Origin of the sequence: Streptomyces sp. NPDC004732 (assembly GCF_040609235.1) — a bacterium.
Taxonomy (GTDB): Bacteria; Actinomycetota; Actinomycetes; order Streptomycetales; family Streptomycetaceae; genus Streptomyces.
On record NZ_JBEXJR010000004.1, the window covers coordinates 247,232 to 260,817 of the forward strand.

Genomic DNA, 13,586 nt, shown 5'->3' on the forward strand with positions numbered 1-13,586 from the left:
GAGCGGCCCGGGCGTCCGGCGCTGCGGTCCCGCCTGGAAGGTCGTGGTCATGAAGGCACAGGGCAGGGAGTCCGGCGGAGGCAGCCGTGCGGTGGTCCTGGGTGCGGGCATGGCGGGAATGCTGGCCGCCGGGGTCCTGTCCGGCCATGTGGACGAGGTGGTGCTCGTCGACCGGGACCGCATGCCGGAGACGGCGGGACCGCGCCGGGGGCTGCCGCAGGCCCGCCACGCGCACATGGTGATGTCGGGCGGCGCGAGCGTCATCGATGACCTGCTGCCGGGCACCGTCGACGCATGGGTGGCGGCCGGGGCGCGGAAGCTGGGAGTGACGGACGGAATCGTCGTACTCGGGCCCCAGGGCTGGTTCCCGCGTCGGCCCGACACGAAGTTCCTCGTCTCCTGCACCCGGGACCTCCTCGATGCGGTGGTGCGCGAGCGCGTCCTGGCCCTCGGACCGGTGGTCCTGCGCGACGGCGCCGAAACGGTGGAACTCCTCGGCGACCTGCGCCGGGTCACCGGAGTGGCCGTCCGGGACACCGGAAGCGGCGCGGTCGAGAACCTGGAGGCGGACCTCGTGGTCGACGCCTCGGGCCGCGGCTCGCAGGCCGCCCGGCACCTCGCCGGGCTCGGACTGCCCGCCGTCCAGGAGGAGACCGTGGACGCCGGTCAGGTCTATGCCACCCGGCTCTTCCGCGCGCCGCCCGGCGCGCAGGACTTCCCACTCGTCAGCATCCAGGCCGACCCCCGCTCCGGGACCCCCGGCTGCGGCGCCACTCTGCTGCCCGTCGAGGGCGGCCGCTGGCTGGTCACCGTGGCGGGCACCCGTGGCGGCGAACCCACCAGGAACGCGGCCGACTTCGAGCCGTTCGCCCGGAGCCTGCGCGACCCGCTCGTGGCCGACCTGATCTCACGCGCCGAGCCCCTGACCGACGTCCACTTCACCCGCGGCACCGCCAACCGGCGCCGCCGCTTCGACAAGTTGCCCGCCACGCCGGACGGGTTCGTCGCCCTGGGCGACGCGGTCGCCACCTTCAATCCCGTCTACGGACAGGGCCTCTCGGTGGCCGCCCACAGTGCGGCCGCGCTCGACCGCTCCCTGGGCGAGCGCCGGGCCCGCGCCAAGGGCTTCGCCCGGCACGTCCAGCGGGCGGTGGCCCGCACGACGAGCGGCCCCTGGGGTCTGGCCACCGGCGAGGACCTCAACTACCCCGCCACCACGGGCAAGCGGCTGCCGCCCGCGGCCCGACTGCTGAGCGGGTACACCCAGCGGATGATGCGGACCGCCACCGTCAACCCCGCGGTCCTGCGGGCACTGACCGATCTGATGACCCTCTCCGCGCCCCTGACCTGCCTGGCCAGGCCGCAGGTGCTGCTCGGCGTCGCCCGGGGACCGGGCCGTGGCGCGCAGCAGGGCCCGTACCTCACGGCCGAGGAACTCGCGGTGTGCGGACTCAGCGGCACGCGACGCTGAACGCGGCGCGCCGCACCCGTACGGCTCAGGCCTGGAACTCCGCCGCGACACTTCACCCACGTACCGTCACTCTTCGTCCATGTCTTCGAGTCTTGACCGATAACGCGCATCTATTGACGTGACTCGTTCAGGAAATTTATGGTCCCTGGACCCTCGCAGGTGAACCAGAGTGACGGAGAACAATGACGTACTCCCTCGGTGCGCGGCCACGCGCCGCCCGACTGACCGCGGTGCTGCTGGCCGGAACCCTCGTCGCCGCGGTGCCGTCGGTGGCGGCCCGGACGGCGCCGGACGGCGACACCACCCCCGCCGCACGCTGCCGCACGGGTGACGGCTGGACGCTCGGCACCACCACCCGGGCCGACGCGAAGGACACCACTCACGCCTTCGTCGGCAACGGCTACCTGGGGCAACGCGTGCCGCCCAACGGTGCCGGATACACCGAAAGCGAGGCCAAGACGGGGTGGCCGCTGTTCACCCCGCGCTACGACGGCTCCTTCGTTTCGGGCCTGTACGCGCACAACAAGAAGACCGCCGAGAACCGCCAGGCCGTCGCCGCGCTGCCCAACTGGACCGCCCTCACGGTCAGTACGGGCGGAGACAAGGGCGATACCTTCAACTCTTCGACGCCGTCCGGCCGCATCTCCCACTACCGCCAGTCGCTCCTGCTGCACTGCGGTGTCGTCCGTACGTCGCTGACCTGGACCGCCACCGACGGGCGCCGCACCGACCTCACGTACGAGGTGCTCGCCGACCGCACCAACCCGCACGTCGGTGCCGTCCGCATGAGCATGACGCCGCACTGGAGCGGCAGGGCGACCGTCACCGACATGCTGGACGGCCGCGGAGCGCGCCGCATCCAGCAGACCGGCGGCGGCGACCGGACCGGAACGGGTGGCGGGGGCGACGGGCACGGCGCCGACGGCAGGACCTCGCCGAGCATGGACGTGGCCTTCCGCACGGACGGCACCAAGGTCGACGGAGCCGTCGCCTCCACGCTGCGCGCCGACCGCGGAGCGCACGGAGCCAAGGCCCAACAGGCGGGCAGCTCCGCGAAGCTGACTGCCCGCCAGGCCCTGGCGCTGCCGGTCAGGCGCGGTCAGTCGTACGACTTCACCAAGTACGTCGGCGTCGACACGGCCCTCACCTCGCGCGCACCGCGCCGGGACGCCACCGCCACCTCGCAGCGGGCCGCCGACCGCGGCTGGCAGGCCATGCTCCGTTCCCACACCTCCGCCTGGGCCCGGCTGTGGCGCAGCGACATCGAGGTGCGCGGGCGCCGCGAGATGCAGTCATGGGTGCGGTCCGCGCAGTACGGGCTGCTCTCCAACACCCGTGAGGGCGCCGCCAACAGCATCGCTCCGGCGGGCCTGACCAGTGACAACTATGCGGGCCTCGTCTTCTGGGACGCCGAGACGTGGATGTACCCGGGCCTGCTCGCCACCCGGCCCGAGCTCGCCAAGTCCGTGGTCGACTACCGCTACCGGACCCGCGCGGGAGCCCGCGAGAACGCCCGGAAGCTCGGCTACGAGGGACTCTTCTACCCCTGGAACAGCGGGAGTTCGGGCAACCTCGCCAAGGAGTGCCACAGCGTCGACCCGCCGCACTGCCGCACCCAGGTCCACCTCCAGTCGGACATCTCCCTGGCCACCTGGCAGTACTACCTGGCATCCAAGGACACGGACTGGCTGCGCGAGCGCGGCTACCCGGTCATGAAGGGCATCGCCGAGTACTGGGCGGACCGCGTCAGCCGCAACAAGGACGGCAGCTACTCGATCAAGGACACGGCCGGGCCCGACGAGTACAGCAACGGCGTCGACGACGCGGTCTTCACCAACGCGGGCGCCGTCACCGCGCTGCGCCACGCCACCCGCGCCGCCGAACTGCTCGGCGAGCGGGCCCCCGCCAAGTGGAAGACCGTCGCCGACCGCATCCGCATCCCGTACGACGAGAAGCGCAAGGTCTTCCAGCAGTACGACGGCTACAAGGGCAGCACCATCAAGCAGGCCGACACGGTCCTCCTGATGTATCCGCTGGAGTGGAAGATGCCCAAGGGCGCGGCGGCCGCGACCCTCGACTACTACGCGGCGCGCACCGACCCGGACGGCCCGGCCATGACGGACTCGGTGCACGCCATCGACGCCGCCGGAATCGGCGAGCCTGGCTGCTCCACGTACACCTATCTGGAGCGTTCCATCAAGCCGTTCGTGCGCGGCCCCTTCGCGCAGTTCTCGGAGGCCCGAGGCGAGAAGGCGGGTGCCGAGGACCCGCTGTCGGGCTCGCCCGCGCACGACTTCCTCACCGGCAAGGGCGGCTTCCTGCAGACCTTCACCAACGGTCTGACCGGCCTGCGGATGCGTGAGAACAGCCTCCACCTCGACCCGATGCTGCCTCCGCAGCTCGACCGCGGCGTCACCCTGCGCGGCCTTGCCTGGCAGGGGCGTACGTACGAGATCGCGATCGGTGCCCGTCGCACGACCGTGCGCCTCACCGACGGCGCGCCGATGACGCTCGACACGCCGCAGGGCAAGCGGACCGTCACCAAGGACGCTCCCGCCGTCCTCGACACCCGCCGCCCCGACCTGACGCCCACCACCAACGCGGCCCGCTGCACCACTGCCAAGGCCTCCTCCGAGCAGCCCGGCATGTACGCGGGCGCCGCGTTCGACGGCAACTCGGCAACGGCCTGGGTCCCGGACGGCGCCCGCGGCACCCTCACGACGGACCTCACCAAGCCGGTCCTCGTCAAGAAGGTCACCCCCACCTGGAGCGACACCAAGCCCGCCGCCCACACCGTCGAGGTCTCCCTCGACGGCCGGAACTGGCACCGGGCGGACGCGGACGACCCGCGGCTCGCGCGGTACGTGCGGGTGACGGTGCGCGGCGAGGCGGGGGCGAAGAAGCACCCGGGGGTGGCGGAACTGACGGTGAAGTAGGGCCCGTCCCCTCGGAATCGGGCCGCGCTCGCCGCTCGGGCGAGCGCGGCCCGCTCTCCTCTCCCAAGGCGGCCGACGCGTCACTTCCACGGGTCGGAGAGTCTTGCCAGGACGCCACCGACGTGATCCGCTCATCGGATTCCCCGGCCTTCCGCCGGGAGGGGTAGAAAGGACACATGGTCGAACCCGGGAACTGCCAAGAAGGCGCGGACGATGTCGACGCGGTGACCCGAGCGGTCCTGACGGCATCGAGGCTGCTGGTCGCCGTGTCGGCGCGTTCCCTCGCGGAGGTCGAGGACCGTGTGACCCTGCCGCAACTGCGGATGCTCGTCGTCCTGTCGACGCGGGGTGTCACGAAACTGGTAACGCTCGCCGAGCATCTGCAGGTCGCGCCCTCGACCGCCATGCGCATGGTGGACCGGCTCATCGCGACGGGCCTGGCCGACCGGCGGGTCAATCCCGGCAACCGGCGTGAGACGTTGCTTCAGGTCACCGAGGAGGGGCGGCGGACCGTCGAGACCGTCACCGCCCGGCGCCGCGAGGAGATCACGGCCATCGTGCAACGGCTCGCCCCGGAGCAACGCGGGGCTCTGGTAACGGCGTTGACCGCGTTCAACGAAGCAGGCGGCGAGCCTCAGGTGCCCGACACGGAGGCCCGGGAGCCGCATCCGTTCGGCTGGGCGGAGGCAACGGCCGATTGTGGCGTCTGAGCCCGCCCCTCAGCGCTGATGTCCCAGCGGGCACAGCGTCGTCCCCCGGGCGGCCGCCTCCTCGTTGCGCCAGTGCCGAGCGCAGTAGGGGACGTCGCACGCCGCACAATCCCGCGTCGCCTTTGAGGCCTGCCGTGTGGATACGGGCGAAGGTGCGCGGATAGCGGAAGGCCCCGCGATAGCGATCCGCGTCATCGGCCGAAATGTTCTCACCCGCGCCGTTCGTATATGCCTCGCTCTCCACGGTGAACCACCAGAGCGAGTGATTCCTGGACGCGGTATAGGAGGCCCGGTTCGACGCGTCCCAGCGCGGCATGCTCACGGGTTGCGATCCGGGAGGGGTGAATTCGAGGTGAGCGATATGCGCCTTGCACACGGCACAGGCCACGTACAGGACGAACAGGAGCGAGGGAACTTGTCTCATCAGAGGGGGCCTTGGGAGAGGCGCGGAATGCTGCTCGGCTGAACGCATCCTTGCACAGTGCAACGCGGTGCAGAGCGCGAAAGGAAACGAGCGAGCGATACGAGCCACAGGTCAGACATCGCCGAGTACGTCACCGCCCGACGCGGCACCGCCGACGACATCACCGACCACCGGATATGGCACATGTGTGCGCCGGTCCGGATCGACGGCCAGCCGTCCGCCCGCAGGCGGGCGCGCCCGCTGCGCACAGTCCCTGCGCTCGCACATGCGACAGCCCAGGCCGATGGGGGTGGCGGCTCTCGGGTCGTCGAGCGGTACCCCCTCCGCGTAGACGAGCCGGTGGGCGTGGCGCAGTTCGCAGCCGAGGGCGACGGCGAACTCCGCGCGCGGTGCGTGGTGGCCGAGGCCGCCGCGGGAGACGGTGCGGGCGACCCAGAAGTACCGCTTGCCGTCCGGCATTTCGGCCACCTGGGTCAGCGTCCTGCCGGGCGCGGAGAACGCCTCGTACACCGTCCACAGCGGGCAGGTGCCGCCGAGGCGGGAGAAGTGGAAGTCGGTGGCGGACTGCCGCTTGGAGATGTTGCCCGCCCGGTCGACGCGCAGGAAGGAGAACGGCACGCCACGGCGGCCGGTCCGCTGCAGGGTGCTCAGGCGGTGGCAGACGGTCTCGAAGCCGACGCCGAAGCGGGCGGAGAGCAGCTCGATGTCGTAGCGCGCCTCCTCGGCGGCCGCGTGGAAGGAGGCGTACGGCATGAGCAGCGCGCCCGCGAAGTAGTTCGCAAGGCCGATCCGGGCCAGCGCGGCCGACGGCTCGGAGGTCAGGTCGGGAGAGCTGTGGGCCAGCGTGTCGAGCATCGGGGAGTACGCCAACAGGGCCAGCTGCGTCGCCAGTTGGAAGGCCCGCTGGCCGTCGGTGAGCCAGGGGGAGAGGAACAGCACTCCGGTGTCCGGGTCGTAGCGCCGCGCGTCGGCCGACCGGCCCCGCGGGCCACGGGCCGCCTGTACGACCCGTACGCCGTGCCGGTCGGACAGGTGGGCGGCGAGCGGGTCGGCGGCCCGGCCCGGCTGCAACTCCAGTGTCCGCGCCAGCCGTTCGGCCTCACTGTCCAGCGGCTCGAAGTGATTGTGGTGGGCGTAGAAGAAGTCCCGCACCTCGTCGTGGGGTTCGGCGGGCAGGAGGTCGGACGCCTCCGTCCCGGGGGAGGCCAGCGCGGCGGCCTGCTCGGCGACGTAGCGGTACCGGCGGTGCAGGGCGACCAGGGCGCGCGCCACCTCCGGGTGGTCACGGGCGGCCTCGCCGATGTCCTCGGCGTCCGGCAGCGGCACCCCGCACGCCTCGTCGGAGAGGGCGGCCCGCAGGTCGGTGGCGAGGCGGTCCTCGTCCGCTTCCGAGAAGAACTCCGCGTCCACGCCGAACACTTCGGCGATGCGCAGCAGCACGGGCGCCGTCAAGGGGCGCTGCCCCTGCTCGATCTGGTTGGCGTAGCTCGTGGAGATGGCGAGGGCGCGGGCCATGTCGACCTGGTTCATGCCCCGGTCGCGGCGGAGCCGGCGCAGCTTGGCGTGGGCGTAGACCTTTCGGCCGGTGGGTCTGCGTGGCATGCCCGTACTTCCGTTCTCGCCGCGCCGCACCGGCGCGCCAGGCGCTCCGGCAAGGCTCCCTGCACAAGCTCTCGGATGCGAATTTAACATCCGCATGATTCGCAGAATTCGCAGATTCGCAGCGGACCCGTGGCGGGATTCCACTTCCGGGACGTGTGGTCCCGCGGCATGCGTGCGGGGAGGGTTGGACCACGGGTCGAACTCGTCAACAGCGCAGCCGCGCCGACCCGGTGAGGAGTCCTGTGAAAGAGCACCACGTCCGCGTCCACCCCAGTGCCGACCGGCTGCCCCGCGAAGAACAACTCGCCTGGCGTCTCGCCGAGGTGGCCACCGGAAACGAGGAACTGGACGCCGAAAGCGCCGACATGGCCGTCAACCGCGTCATCGACAACACCTCCGTGGCCGTCGCCTCCCTGCTGCGCCGACCGGTCGCGGTCGCCAGGACCCAGGCCACGGCCCACCCCTCGTCGTCCGCCACGGCCTCGGTCTTCGGCAGCCCCGCCCGCGTCTCCCCGGAGTGGGCGGCCTGGGCCAACGGCACCGCCGTCCGCGAACTCGACTACCACGACACCTACTTGGCCGCCGACTACTCCCACCCCGGCGACAACATCCCGCCCCTGCTCGCCGTCGCCCAGCACACCGGCCGCACGGGCGCCGACCTGCTGCGCGGCATCATCGCCGCGTACGAGACACAGGTGGCCCTGGTCAAGGGAATCTGTCTGCACGAGCACCGCATCGACCACGTGGCCCACCTGAGCGCCGCCACCGCCTGCGGTCTGGGCGCGCTGCTCCGGCTGCCGACGGAGACGGTGTACCAGGCGGTGCAGCAGGCCGTGCACACCACGACCGCGACCCGGCAGTCCCGCAAGGGCGAGATCTCCAGCTGGAAGGCGTTCGCGCCCGCGTTCGCGGGCAAGGCGGCGATCGAGGCGACCGACCGCGCGATGCGGGGCGAGACCTCGCCGTCCCCGGTCTACGAGGGGGAGGACGGCTTCCTCGCCTGGCTGCTGGACGGCCCGGACAGCCACTACACGGTCGCGCTCCCGGAGCCCGGCGAGCCGCGCCGGGCGATCCTCGACACGTACACCAAGGAGCACTCGGCCGAGTACCAGGCCCAGGCGGTCATCGACCTGGCGCGGCGGCTGCGTGACCGGGCCGGGCCGCTCGACCGGGTGCGCTCGGTCGTCCTGCACACCAGCCACCACACCCACCACGTGATCGGCTCCGGCGCGAACGACCCGCAGAAGTACGACCCCAGCGCGAGCCGCGAGACGCTGGACCACTCGGTGCCGTACATCTTCGCGGTCGCCCTGGAGGACGGCAGCTGGCACCACGAACGCTCCTACGCCCCCGAGCGCGCCCGCCGCCCCGGGACCGTGGAGCTCTGGCGGAAGATCACGACCGTCGAGGATCCGGAGTGGACCCGCCGCTACCACGATCCCGACCCGGGCCGACGCGCCTTCGGCGGACGCGCGGTGATCACCTTCGCGGACGGATCGGTCGTCGAGGACGAACTGGCCGTCGCCGACGCGCATCCGGCGGGCGCCCGGCCCTTCGACCGCACGGCCTACGCGGGCAAGTTCCGCACCCTCGCCGACGGGGTCGTCGCACCGGCAGCCCAGGACCGTTTCCTGGCGGCCGCCGGACACCTCGCCGAGCTGACGGCCACCGGCCTCGACGGACTGTTCCCTGCCGTCGACACGGAGGCCGTCGCGGCGTACGACGCACGGCTGCCGAAGGGCCTGTTCTGATGCTGCACACCCGCACCACCCCCGCCGAACGCCGCCGCCACTTCCGCGAACAGCTCGCCTCCGGACGGCTGTTGCGCATGCCCGGCGCCCTCAACCCGCTCTCCGCACGGCTCATACAGGAGACGGGATTCGAGGCCGCCTACCTCTCCGGCGCCGTACTCGCCGCCGACCTGGGACTGCCCGACATCGGCCTGACCACATCCACCGAGATCGCCGCCCGCGCCCAGCAGACCACCCGCGTCACCGATCTGCCGGTCCTCATCGACGCCGACACCGGCTTCGGCGAACCGATGAACGCCGCCCGCACCGTCCAGCTCATGGAGGACGCGGGCCTCGCCGGGCTCCATCTGGAGGACCAGGTCAACCCCAAGCGCTGCGGCCATCTGGACGGCAAGACGGTCGTGCCCCGCGCGGAGATGGCACGCCGCGTCCGAGCCGCCGTCGACGCACGCCGCGACCCGCACTTCCTGCTGATGGCCCGCACCGACGCGCGTGCGGTCGAAGGCCTGGACGCGGCCGTCGACCGGGCCAAGGCGTACGTCGACGCGGGCGCCGACGCGGTCTTCCCCGAAGCCCTCGTGGACGTAAGGGAGTTCGAGGCCTTCCGCCGGGCGGTCGACGTGCCGCTGCTCGCCAACCTGACCGAGTTCGGCAAGGGCCCGCTCCTCACCGCGGACACCCTGCGGGACCTCGGCTACAACATCGCCCTCTACCCCGTCACCCTGCAGCGCCTGGCCATGGGCGCGATCGAGGACGGACTGCGCACCCTGGCCGCCGAGGGCACCCAGAATTCCTTGCTGCCCCGCATGCAGACCCGCTCCCGCCTGTACGAGCTCCTGGACTACGAGGAGTACGCGGCCTTCGACTCGGCCGTCCTCGGCTTCACTCTCCCGCCCGGCACCTGACGCACCGGAGGCACCCATGTCCCTCAGCACCCCGAGCACCCCCGAGATCCGGCGGGGCCTCGCCGGTGTCGTCGTCGACACCACCGAGATCTCCACCGTCATCCAGGAGACCAACTCCCTCACCTACCGCGGCTACCCCGTCCAGGAGCTGGCCGCCCACCGCTCCTTCGAGGAGGTCGCGTACCTCCTCTGGCACGGTGAACTCCCCGACCCGGCCCAGCTGCGGGAGTTTCGGGCCCGTGAACGCGCCCTGCGCCCCCTGGACCGCACCACGTCCGAACTCCTCGCCCGGCTGCCCGAGACCTGCCACCCCATGGACGTCCTGCGCACCGCCGTCAGCTTCTTCGGTGCCGAAGATCCCATCGAGGACGACGGGAGCCCCGCCGCCAACCGGGCCAAGTCCCTGACCCTGCTGGCCAGACTGCCCACCGTCGTCGCGGCGGACCAGCGCCGCCGCAGGGGCCTCGCGGCCATCCCCCCGGACCCCGGTCTCGGGTACGCGGAGAACTTCTTCGCCATGTGCTTCGGGAGCGTGCCCGACCCGGACACCGTCCGCTGCTTCGAGACCTCCCTCGTGCTGTACGCCGAGCACAGCTTCAACGCCTCCACGTTCACCGCGCGGGTGGTCACCTCCACGCTGTCCGACCTGTACAGCGCGGTCACCGCGGCGATCGGCGCGCTCAAGGGGCCGTTGCACGGCGGTGCCAACGAAGCGGTGATGCACATGCTGAACGAGATCGGCGACCCGGGGCGGGCCGGGCAGTGGCTCGACGCGGCCCTGGCCGACCGGCGCCGGATCATGGGCTTCGGCCACCGTGTCTACAAGCACGGCGACTCCCGCGTACCGGTCATGCAGCAGTCCCTGGACCGGCTCGTCGCCCGCGCCGCCGACCCCGGGACGACCCGACTCGCCACCCTGCACGCCGCGCTGCGGCACGCCATGGCCGACCGCAAGGGCATCCACCCCAATCTGGACTACCCGGCAGGCCTCGCCTACCACCTGATGGGTTTCGACATCCCGGTCTTCACGCCGATCTTCGTGATGAGCCGCATCACCGGCTGGACCGCCCACATCACCGAACAGCTCGCGCACAACGCGCTGATCAGGCCGCTCGCCTCGTACGCGGGGCCGGACCAGCGGGCCGTGCCGACACCGGTCGGCTAGTGCCGCGGGAGCGAGTGTCGGAGGCGGCCGCCTGCCCCCTCGGCAGGCGGCCGCCTCTCCAGGGCCCCTCAGCCCAGGTCTTCGTAGCGATGGAATCCCCGGCCGGTCTTGCGGCCCAGCAGGCCCGCCTCGACCATGCGCTGGAGCAGCGGGGGAGGGGCGTAGAGGGGTTCCTTGAACTCGTCGTAGAGGGACTCCGCGATCGAGGCGACGGTGTCGAGGCCGATGAGGTCCGCGAGCTTCAGCGGCCCCATGGGGTGGGCGCACCCGAGCTCCATGCCCGCGTCGACGTCGGTGGGGGAGGCGAAGCCGGACTCCGCCATCCGGATCGCCGACAGCAGGTAGGGGACGAGGAGGGCGTTGACGACGAAGCCCGCCCGGTCCTGCGAGCGGATCACGGTCTTGCCCAGCGTGCGGGCCGCAAAGTCCTCGACCGTCCCGACGGTCTCCGCGGAGGTGTGCAGGGACGTCACGACCTCGACCAGCGGCAGCACCGGAACGGGATTGAAGAAGTGCAGGCCCACGACCCGGTCCGCGCGGCCGGTCGCCATGCCGAGCCGCATGACGGGCAGCGAGGATGTGTTGGTGGCGAGGACCGCACCGGGGTCCGCCACGATCTTGTCGAGGGCCGCGAAGACCTCCGTCTTCGCTTCCGGGTTCTCCACCACGGCCTCGACGACCAGCTGCCGGTCGGCCAGGTCGTCCAGGTTGCCGGTGAACGCCATGCGGGCGAGGGCGTCCCCCGCGGCGACCGGGTCCAGCTTGCCGCGCCGCACCGCCCGGTCGAAGGAGGCGGTCACCCGGTCCCGCGCCGCGCGGGCGGCCACCGCGTCCGCCTCGCAGACCACGGTGTCGACACCGGCCCGCGCACACACCTCGGCGATGCCCGCGCCCATCTGCCCGCCGCCGACCACGCCGACGCGCCGGATGTGCCCGCTCACGATCGTGCCCCGGCGTGCCGGACGAGGTGGCGCGAGTAGGCGTACGGCGTGAAGAACTGCGGCAGTTCGACGGCGAGCGTGCTCCGTTCGAAGAGCTCGCGCACCGCGTCGATGTCCACCCAGGGGTAGTCGGCCCCGAGCGATCCGAGCTCGTCGTCGAGCAGCCGCAGGACGGTCTCGCGGTCGACGACCCGGTGCCTGAGCCACTGCCAGATCTGCACCCGGGCGATCTCGGCGGTCGCCGCGTCCTCCATCAGCCCGTTGAGGGCGACGGCTCCCTGGCCGCGCAGCCAGGCGGCGAAGTAGCCGAGAGCCACCGCGATGTTCGTGCGGACGCCCTCGGGAGTGGGCGGGCCGCCGACACGGCGCGTGGACAGCAGGTCGGCGGCCGTCACGTCGACGTCGTCGCGCGTGCGGTCGAGCTGGTGCGGCCGGTCGTCGAGGACCGCGTGGAACACCTCGCGGCAGAGCGGCACCAGCGCCGGATGGGCGACCCAGGAGCCGTCGAAGCCGTCCTCCGCCTCCCGTTCCTTGTCCAGCCGGACCGTGGCGAACGCGGCCTCGTCCGCGGCGGGGTCCTTCGAAGGCACCTGGGCGGCCATGCCCCCGATGGCGTGGGCGCCGCGCCGGTGGCAGGTGCGCACGAGGAGTTCGGTGTACGCGCGCATGAAGGGCGCGGTCATGGTGACCTTCGCGCGGTCGGGGAGCAGGAAGTCCGTGCGGTGCCCGAAGGTCTTGATCAGGCTGAACAGGTAGTCCCAGCGACCGGCGTTGAGCCCCGAGCTGTGCTCGCGCAGCTCGTAGAGGATCTCCTCCATCTGCACGGCGGCCGTGATCGTCTCGATGAGGACGGTGGCGCGGACCGTGCCCCGGGGGATGCCGAGGAGGTCCTGCGCGGCGACGAAGACGTCGTTCCACAGGCGCGCCTCGTACCGGTTCTCCAGCTTGGGCAGGTAGAAGTACGGGCCGTGACCGGCGTCGATCTGGCGCTGCGCGCAGTGGAAGAAGTACAGGCCGAAGTCGACGAGGGAGGCGGGCACGGGCTCGCCGTCGAGCTCCAGGTGCTCCTCCGACAGGTGCCAGCCGCGCGGGCGGACCACGATCGTGGCGAGCCGGTCGCGGTCGGCGAGGCGGTACTCCTTGCCCCCGGCGGCGGTGAAGTCGATGCGCCGCTCGATGGCATCGAGCAGGTTCAGCTGCCCGTCGATGACGTTGTCCCAGGTGGGGGAGGTGGCGTCCTCGAAGTCGGCCATCCAGACCCGCGCCCCGGAGTTCAGCGCGTTGACCGTCATACGGCGGTCCGGCGGGCCGGTGATCTCCACGCGGCGGTCGGTGAGGCCGGGGGCCGGTGGGGCCACGCGCCAGGTCGGGTCGTCGCGCACGGCGGAGGTGACCATGGGGAAGTCGAGCGGGGAGCCCGCCGCGAGCCGCAGTGCCTGGCGGCGGCGCTCCTTGAGCAGCTCCTCCCGCCGGGCCCCGAAGGCGCCGACGAGCCGCCCGACGAAGTCCAGTGCGGCGGGCGTGAGGATCTCATCGTGACGGTGCCCGGACGGGGCAAGAACGTCGACGCGGTGCGCCAGAGCGCTGCTGGACATCGGATCTCCTGGAAGAAGTGAAGGGGAGTGGGACAACTCGGAGGGACGGGTGACGGCGCCCCGGGCGACCAAGGGGCGCGGGGAAC

General features: G+C 72.0%; 9 protein-coding genes. 6 read left to right on the plus strand and 3 right to left on the minus strand.

Features of this window, described 5'->3' with window-relative positions; genetic code table 11:
- The first annotated feature begins 49 nt into the window (after window positions 1–49).
- The 3 genes from ABZV77_RS13400 (at window position 50) to ABZV77_RS13410 (ending at window position 5,117) form a co-directional block, all read left to right on the plus strand.
- Window positions 50–1,471, plus strand: a complete 1,422-nt coding sequence (locus ABZV77_RS13400; protein ID WP_356254835.1) for an FAD-dependent monooxygenase — start codon at window positions 50–52, stop codon at window positions 1,469–1,471.
- 182 nt (window positions 1,472–1,653) lie between these two features.
- Window positions 1,654–4,407, plus strand: a complete 2,754-nt coding sequence (locus ABZV77_RS13405; RefSeq protein ID WP_356254837.1) for a discoidin domain-containing protein — start codon at window positions 1,654–1,656, stop codon at window positions 4,405–4,407.
- A 176-nt stretch (window positions 4,408–4,583) separates the two neighbouring features.
- Window positions 4,584–5,117: a MarR family transcriptional regulator gene (locus tag ABZV77_RS13410; RefSeq protein WP_356254840.1), complete on the plus strand. Its 534-nt coding sequence runs from the start codon at window positions 4,584–4,586 to the stop codon at window positions 5,115–5,117.
- Between the two features lie 535 nt (window positions 5,118–5,652).
- Here ABZV77_RS13410 and ABZV77_RS13415 read toward each other — a convergent pair.
- Window positions 5,653–7,143 carry a short-chain fatty acyl-CoA regulator family protein gene (locus ABZV77_RS13415; RefSeq protein WP_356254843.1) on the minus strand — a complete coding sequence of 497 codons (1,491 nt, stop codon included), beginning with the start codon at window positions 7,141–7,143 and terminating at the stop codon, window positions 5,653–5,655.
- 242 nt (window positions 7,144–7,385) lie between these two features.
- Here ABZV77_RS13415 and ABZV77_RS13420 point away from each other — a divergent pair, with 242 nt between their 5' ends.
- The 3 genes from ABZV77_RS13420 to ABZV77_RS13430 are packed head-to-tail and all read left to right on the plus strand — an operon-like array spanning window position 7,386 to window position 10,964.
- A complete protein-coding gene (locus ABZV77_RS13420; RefSeq protein WP_356254846.1) occupies window positions 7,386–8,894 on the plus strand; it encodes an MmgE/PrpD family protein in 1,509 nt (502 codons plus the stop codon).
- Window positions 8,894–9,799 (plus strand): methylisocitrate lyase, encoded by a 906-nt coding sequence (prpB, locus tag ABZV77_RS13425; protein WP_356254849.1) that lies wholly within the window; start codon window positions 8,894–8,896, stop codon window positions 9,797–9,799. Before ABZV77_RS13420 ends, prpB begins: the two co-directional genes overlap by 1 nt.
- Window positions 9,800–9,815: 16 nt before the next feature.
- On the plus strand, window positions 9,816–10,964 hold the full coding sequence (locus ABZV77_RS13430; RefSeq protein ID WP_356254852.1) for a bifunctional 2-methylcitrate synthase/citrate synthase: 1,149 nt from the start codon (window positions 9,816–9,818) through the stop codon (window positions 10,962–10,964).
- Window positions 10,965–11,032: 68 nt separating this feature from the next.
- Here ABZV77_RS13430 and ABZV77_RS13435 read toward each other — a convergent pair whose 3' ends face one another.
- Entirely contained in the window at window positions 11,033–11,905 is an 873-nt protein-coding gene (locus tag ABZV77_RS13435) for a 3-hydroxybutyryl-CoA dehydrogenase (RefSeq protein ID WP_356254854.1), read from the minus strand.
- Window positions 11,902–13,500: a malate synthase A gene (aceB, locus tag ABZV77_RS13440; protein WP_356254857.1), complete on the minus strand. Its 1,599-nt coding sequence runs from the start codon at window positions 13,498–13,500 to the stop codon at window positions 11,902–11,904. The genes ABZV77_RS13435 and aceB overlap by 4 nt, the downstream gene beginning before the upstream one ends.
- Between the last annotated feature and the right edge of the window lie 86 nt (window positions 13,501–13,586).